This window comes from Mycobacterium sp. PS03-16, from assembly GCF_004570325.1.
In the GTDB taxonomy this organism is placed as follows: domain Bacteria; phylum Actinomycetota; class Actinomycetes; order Mycobacteriales; family Mycobacteriaceae; genus Mycobacterium.
In genome coordinates this window covers 1-15,144 of record NZ_SPQO01000048.1, presented here as the reverse complement: position 1 = coordinate 15,144, position 15,144 = coordinate 1, and the positions used below count along the sequence as shown (strand labels likewise).

General features: G+C 72.7%; 13 protein-coding genes and 1 pseudogene. 12 read left to right on the top strand and 2 right to left on the bottom strand.

Features of this window, described 5'->3' with window-relative positions; translation table 11 throughout:
- Window positions 1-131: 131 nt before the first annotated feature.
- The gene (gene eccB / locus E4P42_RS24690; RefSeq protein WP_135129028.1) at window positions 132-1,523 is read left to right on the top strand and encodes a type VII secretion protein EccB; all 1,392 of its coding nucleotides are present in this window, start codon (window positions 132-134) and stop codon (window positions 1,521-1,523) included.
- Here the strand turns inward: eccB and mycP are convergent.
- Complete coding sequence (gene mycP / locus E4P42_RS24685; protein ID WP_371287081.1) at window positions 1,476-2,804, bottom strand: type VII secretion-associated serine protease mycosin; 1,329 nt, start codon at window positions 2,802-2,804, stop codon at window positions 1,476-1,478. The genes eccB and mycP overlap by 48 nt on opposite strands.
- Before the next feature lie 2 nt (window positions 2,805-2,806).
- A complete protein-coding gene (gene eccD, locus E4P42_RS24680) occupies window positions 2,807-4,120 on the bottom strand; it encodes a type VII secretion integral membrane protein EccD (protein ID WP_135129026.1) in 1,314 nt (437 codons plus the stop codon).
- A gap of 122 nt (window positions 4,121-4,242) precedes the next feature.
- Here eccD and eccCa point away from each other — a divergent pair, with 122 nt between their 5' ends.
- The 11 genes and pseudogenes from eccCa to E4P42_RS24625 form a co-directional block, all read left to right on the top strand.
- Window positions 4,243-7,920 (top strand): type VII secretion protein EccCa, encoded by a 3,678-nt coding sequence (gene eccCa, locus E4P42_RS24675; RefSeq protein WP_135129024.1) that lies wholly within the window; start codon window positions 4,243-4,245, stop codon window positions 7,918-7,920.
- Window positions 7,917-9,098, top strand: a complete 1,182-nt coding sequence (locus tag E4P42_RS24670; RefSeq protein WP_245234214.1) for a type VII secretion-associated protein — start codon at window positions 7,917-7,919, stop codon at window positions 9,096-9,098. The genes eccCa and E4P42_RS24670 overlap by 4 nt, the downstream gene beginning before the upstream one ends.
- A 52-nt stretch (window positions 9,099-9,150) precedes the next feature.
- On the top strand, window positions 9,151-9,474 hold the full coding sequence (locus E4P42_RS24665; RefSeq protein ID WP_135129022.1) for a WXG100 family type VII secretion target: 324 nt from the start codon (window positions 9,151-9,153) through the stop codon (window positions 9,472-9,474).
- Window positions 9,475-9,491: 17 nt separating this feature from the next.
- Entirely contained in the window at window positions 9,492-9,788 is a 297-nt protein-coding gene (locus E4P42_RS24660; RefSeq protein WP_135129020.1) for a WXG100 family type VII secretion target, read from the top strand.
- Between the two features lie 274 nt (window positions 9,789-10,062).
- Window positions 10,063-10,506 (top strand): 50S ribosomal protein L13, encoded by a 444-nt coding sequence (gene rplM / locus E4P42_RS24655; RefSeq protein ID WP_135129018.1) that lies wholly within the window; start codon window positions 10,063-10,065, stop codon window positions 10,504-10,506.
- Window positions 10,507-10,514: 8 nt separating this feature from the next.
- Entirely contained in the window at window positions 10,515-10,958 is a 444-nt protein-coding gene (gene rpsI / locus E4P42_RS24650; RefSeq protein WP_245234215.1) for a 30S ribosomal protein S9, read from the top strand.
- 353 nt (window positions 10,959-11,311) lie between these two features.
- Window positions 11,312-11,785 carry a hypothetical protein gene (locus E4P42_RS24645; protein WP_135129014.1) on the top strand — a complete coding sequence of 158 codons (474 nt, stop codon included), beginning with the start codon at window positions 11,312-11,314 and terminating at the stop codon, window positions 11,783-11,785.
- A 369-nt stretch (window positions 11,786-12,154) separates the two neighbouring features.
- The gene (locus tag E4P42_RS24640; RefSeq protein ID WP_135129012.1) at window positions 12,155-12,550 is read left to right on the top strand and encodes a hypothetical protein; all 396 of its coding nucleotides are present in this window, start codon (window positions 12,155-12,157) and stop codon (window positions 12,548-12,550) included.
- 146 nt (window positions 12,551-12,696) lie between these two features.
- Window positions 12,697-14,034 carry a phosphoglucosamine mutase gene (gene glmM, locus E4P42_RS24635; RefSeq protein ID WP_135129010.1) on the top strand — a complete coding sequence of 446 codons (1,338 nt, stop codon included), beginning with the start codon at window positions 12,697-12,699 and terminating at the stop codon, window positions 14,032-14,034.
- 43 nt (window positions 14,035-14,077) lie between these two features.
- A complete protein-coding gene (locus E4P42_RS24630) occupies window positions 14,078-14,383 on the top strand; it encodes a type VII secretion target (protein WP_135129008.1) in 306 nt (101 codons plus the stop codon).
- Between the two features lie 6 nt (window positions 14,384-14,389).
- A pseudogene (locus E4P42_RS24625) lies at window positions 14,390-15,144 on the top strand (hypothetical protein); the annotation flags it as partial.

The following is a 15,144-nucleotide window of genomic DNA, read 5'->3' as shown; positions in this document are numbered from 1 at the left end:
CCTCCCCGTGAGTCATCCACTGTAGGCGCGCGCAGCGACACGCACACCGAACTGACACACCCGGTTTCGACCCGCCGAATCGGCGCACCGACCGGCCCCGGCCCGCCGTTAGGCTCGACGCGGGGGAGGACATGGGGCGACCGACGACCCGGCTGCACGTCAGCGGGTACCGATTTCTGACGCGGCGTATGAGCCACGCGTTGGTGCGCGGCGACCTTCGGATGATCGACGACCCGCTACGGGCGCAGTCGATCGCCCTGGCCGCCGGCATCGTGCTGGCTGCCGTCGCGCTGGCCGGCTGCGCCGTCCTGGCGTTGCTGCGACCGCAGCCCGGACTGGCGGACGCCGCGATCGTGGCCGAACGCGGCACCGGCGCGCTGTACGTCCGCATCGGCGACACCCTGCATCCCGTCCCCAACCTCACCTCGGCGCGGCTGATCGTCGGATCCGCCGAGGAGCCCCGCACCGTGGACCCCGCGGCCCTCGCATCGGCAGCCCGCGGCCCGCTCGTCGGGATCCCCGGGGCGCCGGCCACCGTCGCCCCTCCGCTCGTGGCATCCGAGGCGGCCTGGACGGTGTGCGACACCGAGGTCGCGACGACCGTGCTCGTCGGACCCGGCCCGGCGGGCGCGCTCGCGGCCGACGCCGCGGTGCTGGTGCACCCCCGCTCCGAGGGGCCCGCGACGACCTATCTGCTCCACGGCGGCCGTCGGTACGCGGTCGATCTGCGCGACATCGCGGTGGTGCGCGCGCTCCACCTCGACGGCGTGCGCCCGCGACCGGTGTCGCGAACGCTGCTCGACGCGCTGCCCGAGAACCCGCCACTCACCGCGCCCTCGGTGCCAGGCGCCGGCAAGCCCGGCGCACTGGCCGGACACCCGGTCGGAGCCGTCGTCACGGTGTCCCGGGCTGGGGCCGGCGAGTACTACGTCGTGCTGGCCGACGGCGTCCAGCGCATCGGTGAACTCACCGCCGACCTGATTCGCTTCACCGTCCCGCAGCGCGGCCGCGACATCCCCACCGTCGCCGCCGACGCGGTCGCCGCCGCCGGAATCACCGACTTTCTTCCCGTCGACACCCACCCGGCGCGCGTCACGGTGGCCGATCCCCGGACGCTGTGTGCGCACTGGACCACCGACGGGGCGGGCGCCGTGCACACCGCCGTGCTCGACGGCGCCGACATGCTGCGCGATGCGTCCGGAATCGTCGAGCTGGCCCAGGCCGACGGCGCCGGGCCCGCCGTCGACGCGGTGCGAATTCCGCACGGGCGCAGCGTGCACGTGCGGCCGGTGAGCGTCACCGGGGGAGGCGGCGATGCGCAGCCGCGCTACCTGGTGAGCGGCCTCGGGGTGCTCTACGGGCTGGCCGGTGACGACACCGCGCAGCGGCTGGGTCTGCGGGCGCCGCCGCTGCCCGCCCCGTGGCCGGTCCTCGCGCGTCTGCCGCGGGGGCCCGAGTTGAGCCGCGCCGCAGCGTCAGTGGTGCGCGACGTCGTCGAGCCGGCGCCGCGGCCCGCGCGCTGAGGCGCCCGCGGCGAGCACCGCGATCACGACGCACACACCGGCACCGGCCATCGCGAGACGGCGGTGCCGCGGGTCCGCACCCGCGTCGACGGGCGGGTCCAGTGCGCGCAGGCGGCTCTCCGGCGGACCGGCGGGCGCACCGCCGCTGACCGCCGCCACCACGTCGACGATGCCGTGCCCCCGCAGCGGATCCCACCCGCCGGGCGGGTGGTGCGCGGTGTCCTCGATCCGCTGCATCACCTGACGGGCGGTCAACTGCGGCCACCGCGCCCGCACGAGGGCCACCACCCCGGACACGACCGGCGCCGAATAACTCGTGCCCGCGATCGGCTTTCCATCCCGGGTTGCGGGCAGGGTGTCGATCAGGCCTTCACCGTCCGGGTCGAGCGACACGACGTGTTCGCCGGGCGCGGAGACGTCCACCCAGGGCCCGGCGAGGCTGAACGGTGACGGCGCACCGTCGGCCCCGGACGAGGCGACGGTGAGGACCAGATCGTCGTACCAGGCCGGGCTGGCCACCGAATGCACAGCGGCCCAATTTGATTCGGCTGCCGCGGTGGGGTTCTGTTCGGGGCACTGGCCCGGCCCGCCCACGTTGCCCGCCGCGGCGACCACGACGGCGTTGCGCTCGTCGACCGCGTAGGACAGCGCCGCGCCGAGCGCGCGGTCGTCGAGGATGTCGGCGGCCGGCAGGCACGCGACCGACGACACGTTGATCACCGTGGCGCCGCGGTCGGCGGCGGCGCGGACGGCCCGCGCCAGCGTGTGCACATCGCCGTAGCCGGTCGCCGCCGGATCGTCGGCCGGGCCGAAGGTGTTGCTGGACTGCCGGATCGCGAGCACGGTGGCATCGGGCGCCACGCCGTTGAACGCGCCGGTCGCGGCGATGATCCCGGCGACCAGCGTGCCGTGGCCGTCGCAGTCGTCGGTGCCGTCACCGGTGGAGACGTAGTCGCCCCCGGCCAGCAGTCGCGGCAGCAGCCGGTGGCGGCTGACCCCGGTGTCGATCACCGCGACGGTCTGCCCGGCCCCGCGGCTGAGCGGCCACACCTGCGGCAGGTCCAGCATGGCCAGTTGCGTGGTGCCGGACGCCGCACCGAGTTCCGGTCCGCCTCCCGCACAGTCCCTGCGCTGCTCGGTGCGCTGAGTCGGGGCGGGTGGTCCAGCCGGGGGGAGCAGGGTGTCATCCACCGGTGGGGGTGTCACCGCAGATGCGACCGCCATCGGTGCCGCCATCATCAGCCCGCCGACCAGGACAGTTGCCGCACCTCGCTTCAGCAGCGTCACAGCAGGCTCGCATGGCGGACCACGTCGAACAGCCCGAGCGCCGCGCACGCCGTCGGCACGACCGCGGCCAGTGCAACATACTCGGCGACCTCCACCGCGCGTGCGACCACGGGCGTCGATTCGGAGCGGGCGTCGTGGCAGATGGCGACGACACCGCCGGCCACCGCCGCCGCGGCCGCCCAGTGCCCGTGCTGCGGTATCGCGGCGACCGTGCAGCAGAACGTCGCGGTGAGCGCCGCCACCCCGGCCAGCGTGAGCCCGGCGCGGCACCGACCCGATGCGTAGGTGCGGCCCCGCAGCAGCAGCGCCGCCCCGACCGCGGCGCCGAACACTGCGCCGGCCGGCCACGCCGCGGACCCGCGCGCAAAACCGATTGCGGCCGAGGCGAATACGAATACCCCGCAGCATCCCAGCACCAGTCCGGTGAGCATCCGGTGCCCGGCGGCCGCCCGGTACGCGGCGTCGTCGACCGGTGCGTCGGTCAGCGACGCCGCCGGCGCCAGCCCGGTCAGCGCGATCGAGATCCGCGGCGCCGCGGTGAGCACCCCGAAGGCGAGCACCGCCAGCACCACCCCCACCGCGGGGACCGGCAACCGCCACACCACCGCGGCGCACCAGCCGGCCGACGTGATCAGCGCCCCGGTCACCAGCGCGGTCAACAGCATCGGCGGCCCGAGACCGAACCGCAGCAGCACCGACGACATGGCGGCGGCGGCCGCGGCGGCCAGCAACGCCTGCTCCGGTCCGAGCGGCCCGCCGGTGAGCTGCGACGCGCACACGGCGGCGGTCACCACGGCCAGCACCGCGAGCGGACCGCCGACCCACAGCCGGCGCCCGGAGCGTCCGGCCGTCACCGCGACCGCGGTGACGCCGCACAGCGTCACCGCCGCCGTCACCGTGGACAGCCACTGCCCGGGCGGGACGACCGGCCACGCGACCAGACCGGCCAGCGCGATCCACAGCCCCGCCGACGACCGCAGCGCGCGGGTGTCCGTGGGCGGCGCGGCCGTGGCCGCCACCGCGGTGGCGAGGTCGGTGCGGTCGAACCGGGGTAGGGGTTGCGCTGCGTCGCGCAAGACCAGCAGGTCCCCGTCGCCGACGTCCTGATCGGCGAGGGCGGCGTCCTCGTCGAGAACCGTCCCGCACAATCGGGACAATCGCCAGTGCCGGCCCGGTCCGACTTCGGGGGCCGCGAGCCGGACGATGTCGGGCAGTAACGCCGCCAGCGGCAGATGCGCGGGCACCACCAGATCCGTTGCGGTCCCGTCGTCTCCGGCGTGCACGGAGATGCGGTACACCTGTGCCGACATGGGCCTCCCCCCGGTCGATGGCGACGTCGCCACCGTAGCGACACCGAAGGACACCTCAACGCAGAAAGGTTCGCGGCTGGGGACAGGGAACCGCACGCGGATCCGGCGCGTCGAACACGACGATGGACAACACCGGCCTGCCCAGCGCCGGGGGTGAGCTCTCGGTGCAGGCACCTCCGGCGGTTCCCGCGGCGACCGGTGCGCATCTGCTCGCCCGGCTGCTGCCGATCGCCGTGCTCGTGGCCGCGGCGGGAATGATGGTGCTGTACTTCACCTCCGGCGCCGCGCACACTCGCGGCCCGATGTCCGGGTTCTTCCCGGCCATGATGGCGGTCTCGCTGCTCGGCACGCTGGCGTTCGCCGCACGCGGATCGCATCGCGGCGCTGAGATCGACCGCCATCGTCGCGACTACCTGCGCTATCTCGACGGAGTGCACCGCGCGGTGGCCGACGCCGCGGCCGAGCAGTACCGCAGCGGCCACCACCGCGACCCGGCACCGCAGACGCTCTGGGCCGCGGCCGGCGGACCACGGCACGGCGAACGCGTCCCGGGCGACGTCGATTTCGCTCACGTCCGGATCGGCCTCGGTGACCGTCCGCTGTGGCTCCGGCTCGTTGCGCCCGCGCGCGGAACCGCCGACGACGTCGACCCGGTCACCGAGGCGGCGCTGCGCGCGCTGCTGCACGACCGGTCGACCGTCGAGGACCTCCCGATCTGCGTGGCACTGACCGGCGCCGGCGTGATCGGTGTCACCGGCGATCTCGGCGCCGCCAGGGATCTGGTCCGCGCCGCGGTGTGCCAGCTCGCGACCTGGCACCGCGCCGAGGACGTCGCGGTCGCCGTCGCGGCCAGCACGGAAGCCCAGCCGGAGTGGCAGTGGTGTAAGTGGTTACCACATCAAAGAGGCGGTCCGGCAACGCTTTCCGTGGTGATCGTCGACGGTGTGCCCGCCCCGGGTGCCGCACCGGACACGACGGTGATCTGCGTCGGCGTAGCTCAGGGCGACGTGGTGCTCGACGTGAGCGCCGACGAGGTGGTGATCCGTCGCGGCGCCGACACCCGGGCGTGCCGACCCGATGCGCTGTCCCGAGTGCGGGCCACCGCGTGCGCGCGCCGACTGGCCGCCGTCCGCACGCTTCCCGCACGCGCTGTGCGGCGCGACTGGGCCGGCCTGATCGGCCTCACCGACCCGTCGGCGCAGGCTCCGCACCAGGGCTGGCGGCCACGCGGACCGGCCGACACCCTGCGTGTGCCCATCGGATTGACCGACGGCGACCTACCGCTCGAGCTGGACCTCAAGGAAGCCGCCGAGGGCGGTATGGGTCCGCACGGCCTGTGCGTCGGTGCCACGGGATCGGGGAAGTCCGAGTTGCTGCGCACACTGACGCTGGGACTGGTCACCACCCATCCGCCGGAGACGCTGAACCTCGTCCTGGTCGACTTCAAGGGTGGCGCGACCTTCCTCGGTCTGGAACGGCTCGCCCACGTCTCGGCGGTGATCACCAACCTCGCCGAGGAGGCGCACCTGGTGGCCCGCATGCGCGATGCGCTCGCCGGAGAGATGCACCGGCGGCAGCACCTGTTGCGGGCGGCCGGAAACGTCGCCAACATCGGCCGTTACCGGCAGGCCCGCAGCACCCGGCCGGACCTGGCGCCGCTGCCCGCGCTGGTGATCGTCGTCGACGAGTTCTCCGAACTGCTCAGCCGGCATCCCGACTTCGCCGAGCTGTTCGTGGCGATCGGCCGGGTGGGCCGGTCGCTCGGGATGCACCTGCTGCTGGCGAGCCAACGTCTGGACGAGGGCCGGCTGCGCGGCCTGGACACCCACCTGTCCTATCGCATCTGTCTGAAGACGTTCTCGGCGAGCGAATCCCGTGCCGTGCTGGGCGTACCCGACGCCCACACCCTGCCCAGCACACCCGGCGTGGGATATCTGAAGACGGCGTCGGGGGAGATGACGCGTTTCCGGGCCGCGTACGTGTCGGGGCCGTCCGCGCGGTGCGAACCGGCCCCGGCCGTCACCGCACCCGCCTTGCTCACCGCCGCGCCGGCCATCGAAGAAACTGCACCACCGCTGAACCCGGGCACCGGTCCCTCGATCCTCGACGCGGTCACAGCCCGGCTGACGGGTCACGGCACGCCGGCGCATCCGGTATGGCTGGCGCCGCTGGCCCAGCCGCCGACCCTCGACGCGGTACTGTCCCGGTCGCCGTCCGACCAGGCCCGTCCACTGTCGGTGCCGATCGGGTTCGTCGACTGCCCGTTCGAGCAGCGCCGTGACCTGTTGCGCGTCGACCTCGAAGGGGCGACCGGAAACGTGGTCGTGGTGGGTGGGCCGCGGTCGGGCAAGTCGACCGCGCTGCGGACGCTGGTATTGGCGCTGGCGGCCACCCACGATCCCCGCGACGTCCAGGTGTACGGGGTCGACCTCGGGGGTGGCGCGCTCGCCGCGGTGCGGGATGTGCCGCACGTGGGCGCCGTCGCGGGCCGCCAGGACGGCGAGTTGATCCGGCGCATCGTCGCGGAATGTGACGCGCTGGTGCGGCGGCGGGAGGCGGCGTTCCGCCGTGCCGGGGTGGATTCGCTGCGCGAGTACCGGACCCGTTGCACCAGTGGCGAGTTGAGAGAAAACGGTGATCCATACGGCAACGTGTTCCTGGTGGTCGACGGATGGGCGGTGCTGCGCCGGGATCTCGAGCACCTCGAGGCGGCGATCAGCGCGCTGGCCGTGCAGGGGCTGGCCTACGGCGTGCACGTGGTGCTCACCGCCTCCCGGTGGGCAGATCTGCGTCCCGCGCTCAAGGATCAACTCGGCACGCGGATCGAGCTGCGGCTGGGGGACCCGGCCGAATCGGAGATGGACCGTCGCCGCGCCCGCGACCTCGGCGACGCTCCGCCGGGACGGGGCCTGACCCGGGAGGGCCGCGAGCTGACCGTCGCGCTGCCGCGCCTGGACGGACACGCCGGTGAGGAGGGGCTCGCGGCGGCGCTCGCCACGGCCGCCGACACGCTGAGGGTCCGGTACGGCGGCCGCGCCGCTCCGCGGATCGCGACGCTGCCGCTGCTCGTGCACCGTGCCACCCTCGACCCCCTCGAAGGCGCGGACCGGGCCACGCGCGTCGCCCTGGGCGTCGGGGAGCACGAACCAGGTTCCGTCACAGTGGATTTCGGTGCACAGCCGCATCTGCTGGTGTTCGGCGACGTGGAGTGCGGTAAGACGGCGGTGCTGCGCACCCTGTGCCGAGGACTGGTCGAGGCCAACACCGCCGACGCGGTGCAACTGCTCGTCGTCGACTTCCGGCGCACACTGCTCGGGGTCGTCGAATCCGGGCATCTGGCCGGGTACGCGATGTCGGAGGCGACGCTCACCGCTGCCGTTGCCGCGCTCACCGACCGGCTCGCCGCGCGTATGCCCGACGCCGACGTCACCCAGCGCCAATTGCGCACGCGGTCGTGGTGGTCGGGCCCGGAACTGTATGTCGTCGTCGACGACCACGACCTGGTGGCCGGGGGAGCGGCGCTCGCCCCGCTGTTGGGCTACCTCCCGCTCGCCCGCGACGTCGGCCTGCACGTCGTCGTGGCGCGGCGCTCCGGCGGCGCGGCCCGGGCCATGTTCGACCCGCTGCTGGCGCGGCTGCGCGACCTGGGCGCGACCGGCCTGATGATGAGCTCCGGGCCCGAGGACGGGGTGCTGCTCGGTGGTGTGCGGCCCGCGGCGCTGCCGCCCGGGCGCGCGACGCTGATCACCCGGGGCAGGCCCGATCAGCTGATTCAGGTGGCGTGGACGGATCCGCCGTGACCGTCGTCGAGGTCGGGCCCGCCGCGGTGCGCGGACCGGCCGCCGTCGATGACGAACTGGCCGCGGCGGCAATCGAATCAGTCGACGACGCGCTGATGCTCGTCGACGACCGGCCGGTCGCCGTGGCGCAGGTGTGGGTCCAGGTGCTGCGCTCGGCCGCCGGCGAGGTCGATGGCGGACTGCTGCTGGTGCACCCGACGTGGTGGCCCCGGCGACGGGTCGAGGTGGTGCTCGGCGCCGCCCGCGAACTCTGCCCCGCCGTGGTGGCGGTGGCGCGATCCGCAGTGCTCGCCGACGGTGCGGCCAGCGTTGTGGAGATCGGGCCCGAGCACGTGGTGATCGCGGCGCGCACGACATCGACCGTGGTCCGCACACGCGAGCGCGCGGTCATCGCCGCGGTGGTCGACGCCGTGGCGGAGTCGGGTCCGGTCCTCGTGGACGCGCCGACGCGCATCGACGGCGCCACCGCACTCGCGGAGGCGATCGTCGGGGCGTTGCGCGCCCGCGGGACCACCGCCTCGGTGTGCGGTCCACTGACCGTGGGCAGGGCGGCTGCGCGGCTGCCCAGCCCGCTCGCGCCCGCCGTGCCCGAGCCCACCCGGCGCGGGTCCTTCCCCCTCACTCGACCGCTTCCCGTGCTCGCCGGCGCCGTCGTCACCACGCTCGTCGCCGCGGCGGCCGCCCTCACGCCGGCGGCCGACCCGTCGCAGCAGGAGTCCGCGGTGCTGCTGACGGAAGGCCACGTCGCGCTGCTGGTTCCGGCCGGCTGGGCCGTCGAGCGAATCACCGTCGGCAGCGGTTCGGCCCGGCTGCGGATCGCGGCGCCGACAGAGCCCGGCGTCGCGCTGCACCTCACCCAGTCGGTGTTGCCGGGACCGCACACCCTCGATCAGGTCGCGGCCGCACTGCGCGCCGCCCTCGGCGGGGAGCGCGCCGAGGTGTTCACCGACTTCCGGCCCGCCGACCAGCGCGCGGGGCGGCCGGCCGTCACCTACCGCGAGCACCGGGCCGGACACCGGACCGACTGGATCGTCCTGGTCGACAAAGCCGTGCGCATCGCCATCGGGTGCCAGGGCCCACCCGCGGGCTCCGCCCTGCTCCAGTCGGCGTGCGAGGGCGCGGTGCGCTCGGCGCATGCGGTGGCCTCAGAAAAGGCCGCTCCAGAGGGAACCGGATGACCGGGCGTGCCGTCAAAAGAAGAAAGGACATCAGCAGAAGGGAACGAGTCCGATGACCACAGCCGGCGGTGGAGCGCTCACCACCGATTTCGAACTCATGGGCACGGTCGCCGGCGCGATCGACGCCCGCAACGAGGAGATCCGCGCGATGTTGCACACCTTCATCGGCCGGATGACCAGCGTGCCGCCGGAGGTCTGGGGCGGGGTCGCCGCGACGCGCTTCCGCGAGGTGGTGGACCGCTGGAACGCCGAATCGCTGAAACTGCACACCGCGCTGCAGCGGATCGCCGAGACCATGCGCAGCAATCAGCAGACGCTGCTGGCCGCCGCGGACGCGCACTCCGCCCAGATCGCCGCCGTCGGCACCACCCTGTAGCCCGGAAAGTAGAGCCCATGGAACACGTCCTGTCGTACGACTTCGGCGAGATCGAGTACACCGTCCGCCAGGAGATCCACTCCACCCACGCGCGGCTCAACGCCGCCCTCGACGAGCTCAAGTCGCAGATCACGCCGCTGCAGCAGGTCTGGACCAGGGAGGCGGCCGACGCCTACCGCGTCGAGCAGAGCCGCTGGGACCAGGCCGCGGCGTCGCTCAACGAGATCCTGTACGGGCTGGGCAACGCGGTGCGCGACGGCGCGGACGACATGGCCGCCACCGACCGCAGCGCCGCCCAGGCCTGGGGCGCCTAGCCCGGCCCGAAGACCCTGTGCGGTCCCGTCCGGGAGGGGAGCCCGGCGGGACCGCACAGTTCGTTCGGCGGGACGGCGTCGGGATGGCCGTGGAGCGCGTTTTGACCTGCACCGATGCGCGCGGGTAAGCTCCCACGTCGGCGTGCGGTGCAGGTCAGGGTTCTCGGGTCAACGTCGGCCGCCGAGAGTCGCCCTCCGCCACGCCGGGCCGTCACCCGGGTCTCCGGGATCCCACTGCCGGGGTGTGAACCCCGACTTGAGAAAGGTAAGCGCTGTGCCTACGTACACGCCGAAGGCGGGTGACACCACACGTTCGTGGTACGTCATCGACGCCACCGACGTGGTGCTCGGCCGTCTCGCCGTCGAAGCAGCCAAGCTGCTGCGCGGCAAGCACAAGCCGACATTCACGCCCAATGTCGACGGTGGTGACTTCGTCATCATCATCAATGCCGAGAAGGTCGCCATCGGTGGCGACAAGCTCACCAAGAAATTCGCCTACCGGCACTCGGGTTACCCCGGCGGTCTGCGCAGGCGCACCATCGGCGAGCTGCTGCTCAAGCACCCGACCCGCGTCGTCGAGAACGCGATCGTCGGCATGCTGCCGCACACCAAGCTCAGCCGTCAGGTCCAGAAGAAGCTGAAGGTGTACGCGGGCCCGACGCATCCGCACGCCGCGCAGCAGCCGATTCCGTTCGAGATCAAGCAGGTGGCGCAGTGACCGAGAGCATCGAGACGACCGAAGAGGTCACCGAGTACGCCGAGCCGCGTGAGCCCGTCTACATCGACCGCCCGATCCAGACCGTCGGCCGCCGCAAGGAGGCCGTGGTGCGGGTGCGTCTGGTGCCCGGCACCGGCCAGTTCAACCTCGACGGCCGCACCCTGGAGGACTACTTCCCCAACAAGGTGCACCAGCAGCTGATCAAGGCTCCGCTGGTGACCGTCGACCGGCTGGAGAGCTTCGACGTGTACGCCCACCTCGATGGTGGCGGCCCGTCCGGGCAGGCCGGTGCGCTGCGCCTGGCCATCGCCCGTGCGCTGATCCTGGTCCAGCCCGAGGACCGGCCCGCGCTGAAGAAGGCCGGCTTCCTCACCCGTGACCCGCGCGCCATCGAGCGCAAGAAGTACGGCCTCAAGAAGGCCCGTAAGGCGCCTCAGTACAGCAAGCGCTGATCGCACGTCCGAATCGCCGGGTACGTCTCACGACGTGCCCGGCGATTTGCGTTTGTGACCGGACACACAGCGCGAATTCAGGAAAGAATGAGCGCGTCGGCCTAAGCGCCGAAACTCATCTGTACCCAGTGACGTTGCTGGAATTCGGAGCACCATCAGTTAATTAGTGGGTTTCAACTACGCGAGGCAATTTGCCGGACGGCATTGAGTTCCGGCGGACGAATCGGAAATGTGCGGACACGAGGCCGCGGGCGCCGCATATGGGGCGTCGGCAGACCGGATCTGCCTCCGGCAGCGAGTCAGTCACTCGCGTTCGATCGGGCCGTGGCCTCGTGACTGAAAAGGAGTAGTTGATGACCGACATTCTCAAGACCATGGTCAAGACCACCACCGCCGGCGCCTTCGTGGGCGGTTCGCTGTTCACCGCCGGCCTCGGGCTGGCCCACGCGCAGCCCGTCGAGGCGCCCGATGGCCTGGTCACCGTCGCCGTCGGCGACGCGACGATCCTCGAGGGTGTGGACACCAATACCGCCGCCGACGCCGCCAGCGCCATCTGTGGCGCCCCGGTCGCGGACGTGTCGGCGCTCGCCCAGCGAGTGGACGCCGAGGGTGCGCCGCTGACCGTGTGCGAGGGCCTGCCCGGCGGCACGCTGGCCATCCAGAACGCCGCACCGGTCCCGGCCCAGCCGCAGGCCGCCGACAGCGGCGAGGGCACGCAGAGCGCCCCGGAGGGTGAGTCCGACGAGGGCGCGCCGGCCGACAGCGCTCCGAGCGAGGCGGGTGACGCCGGGGAGACCGGTGAGATCGCTCCGGCCGAAACCGGCTAGGAATTCCCAGGTGCACCGCCCGCGTCCGCCACGGATGCGGGCGGTGTGCTTTTCTGCGGTGGTGCTGAGCGGAGAATCTTCAGGCCGTGAGTAACGAACCGGGTGCCTGGCGCGGATATAGGAAGTAGCGCCTGACCTGCCCGGCACGGGCACATTCATTGACGCGGTAGTTAATTAGTTGGCGCCTAGTATACGCTTTGCTGGCGAATTTCCCGCGGGAAATCAGTTTGATAATTCCCCGATCAAGGAATGCCTTGCTCGGAAGCGCGGGCGTCGATGACGACGGCAGGCCAATCCTGCCTCCGGTGCGGGTCAGTCGCCCGTCGGGGGATCGGACTGTGCTTCTTCGACTGAATGAGGAGTGACTCAATGAAGACGATCGTGAAGCGCGTGTCCGCCGGTGCTGTGATGGGCGGAGCGCTTCTGTGCTCAGCCGGACTCGGCCTGGCCAACGCGCAGCCGCTGCAGTTGCAGGACGGCTTGGTCAACCTCGCTGTCGGGGACGTGACGGTTCTCGAAGACGTGAATGTCGGCGTCGCCGCCACCGTTGCCGCCGCAATCTGCGATGTGGCCGATATCGGCAGCGTCAATGTCCTCGCCGAAGCCGCGGACAGCGGTACGAATTCCGACTCCGTCTGCACCGTTCCGGGTGGCGACGTCACGCTGCAGCAGAACGCCGGCACCCCGGGTCAATCCGGCCAGGCGCCGGGCGGCGGCCCCGCTCAGGCTCCGGGCAACCCGACTCCGCTCGGCCCCAACCAGTAATCGGGCCACCCACCGCACCGCCCGCATCCGCCACGGATGCGGGCGGTGTGCTGTCTGCGTCTCGCCCCGATACCGATCCGGCGACGGCCCGAGTGCGGCCGCGGCGAGTTGGCTCCGCGGCCCGCAAGTGTGAGATGTTGGAGTCCATGGCTCGACTGTTCGGCACCGACGGGGTGCGCGGAGTCGCCAATCGCGAGCTGACCGCTGAACTCGCATTGGCGCTTGGTTCTGCGGCGGCCCGTCGCCTGGGCTCCGGCGGACACGCGCGCCGCCGGGTCGCCGTCGTCGGTCGCGACCCACGCGCCAGCGGGGAGATGCTCGAGGCCGCGGTGATCGCGGGACTGGCCAGCGAGGGCGTCGACGCCCTGCGGGCTGGTGTGCTGCCCACTCCCGCGGTCGCCTACCTGACCGGTGCGTACGACGCCGACTTCGGCGTGATGATCTCCGCCTCGCACAACCCCATGCCGGACAACGGCATCAAGATCTTCGGCCCCGGCGGCCACAAGCTCGACGACGCCACCGAGGACCGCATCGCCGAACTCGTCCATCAAGGCCCCGGAGAACGTCCGGTCGGTGCCGCCATCGGCCGCGTCGTCGACGCGCCCGACGCCCTCGACCGGTATCTGCGCCACGTCGGCAAGGCCGTCACCACCCGCCTCGACGCGCTGACCGTCGTCGTCGACTGTGCCAACGGCGCCGCCTCGGCCGCTGCACCCCAGGCCTACCGCGCGGCCGGCGCCAACGTGCTGACCATCAACGCCGACCCGGACGGGCTCAACATCAACGAGGGCTGCGGCTCCACCCACATGGAGACGCTGCAGTCCGCGGTGGTGTCCTACGGCGCGGACCTCGGCCTCGCCCACGACGGCGACGCCGACCGCTGCCTGGCCGTCGACGCCAACGGACGGGTGATCGACGGTGACGCGATCATGGTGATCCTCGCGCTGGCGATGCAGGAGGCCGGTGAGCTCACCGCCAACACGTTGGTCACCACGGTGATGAGCAACCTCGGGCTGCACCTGGCGATGCGCGCGGCCGGAATCGAGATCCGCACCACCAGCGTCGGGGACCGCTACGTCCTCGAGGAATTGCGCGCCGGGTCCTATGCGCTGGGCGGTGAGCAGTCCGGCCACATCGTGATGCCGGACCTGGGCACCACCGGCGACGGCATCCTCACCGGCCTGCGGCTGATGTCGCGGATGGCCCAGACCCGCAGGCCGCTCGCGGCGCTCGCCGAACCCATGCAGACCCTGCCCCAGGTGCTGATCAACGTCTCGGTCGCCGACAAGGCGACCGTCGCCCAGGCCCCGTCGGTGCAGTCGGCGGTCGCCGAAGCCGAGGCCGAACTCGGCGATACCGGACGAATCCTGTTGCGCCCGTCGGGAACCGAACAGGTGGTCCGAGTGATGGTGGAGGCGGCCGACGAGGACACGGCGCGGCAGCTGGCCGTCCGGGTCGCCGAATCGGTGAGCGAACACCGCTGACCTGAGGCGGAACCGGTGGCGCTGCCAGCGCGTCCTAACTGGCATGGGAGCAGCTGACCCCGCCCGCATCGATGTCGTGGCGCTGACCGCGATCGCGGCGCGGTACGACGACGCCGCGGGTCTGGTCGACACCGCCGTGCGCACGCATCTGTCCGCGTTGTCGTTCGACGGCGCCTCGGCGGGCCGGGCCTACGGCGGGCACGGCGACGCGCTCCGCCGGGCCCTCGACGACCTGGGATACGCGCTGAGCGACTGGTCGAGGGCCGCATCGGGTATCGCTGCGGGCCTGCGGGCCAGCGCCGACCGCTACACCGAGGCCGACGCCCGTGCCGCCGATAGGGTGCGGTGAGCCGCGGTGGCCCAGCTGTTCGACGTCGCCGGCCGGCTGGCCGAGGGCAGATCCGCCGTCGACCACTTCGCGCAGTACCTGCGCGCCTGCGAGGCGCTCGGCCATTGTCACGCGGTGCCCGGTGCGGTCGACGATGCCTACGGCAGCGAGGACGGGCTCGACCTGCGCGCACTCGACGCCGACCATGCCGCTCTGCAATCCGCGGTGCGGGTGGCGCGGACCGCGGCGCAGATTCAGGACGACCAGCTGGTCGAGCTGGCGGTGGCCTGGCGGGGCGGCGGAGGTCAGGCGGCGGCAGAGTTCCTGCGCCGCCACGGCGAGGCCTCGGCGCGTGCGACCGCCGCGCTGGCCACCGCGGCCGATGCGGTGGCCGGCCTGCGCGACGACGTGTGGCGGATCGTCGACGACAAGGTGGCCGCGAGCGAGGAGGTCGACGCCCGCACCGACGGCGTGCGCGGAGCGTGGTTGGCCGCCGCGCAGACGGTGAGGACGGGGGTGGGGGATCGGGCGGCCGCGAGCGAACTCGTCGACCAGCACGTGAAACCGTTCGTGGACAGCGATATCGAGGCCGAGTGGGTGGCGACGCTGGAGGCCGCGCGCGACGCGATCGCCCGGTGCTTCGACGCGGCGATCGGCACGGTCGGCGCGGAACCCGCCGCGGCGTTCGAGATGCCCGACACCGGCGGCGCGGCGTGGGCGGCGCCGGCCGGGTACGGCGGTGGCGCAGCCCCGGCGCCCGCTGTCGGCGCACCGGCGTCTCC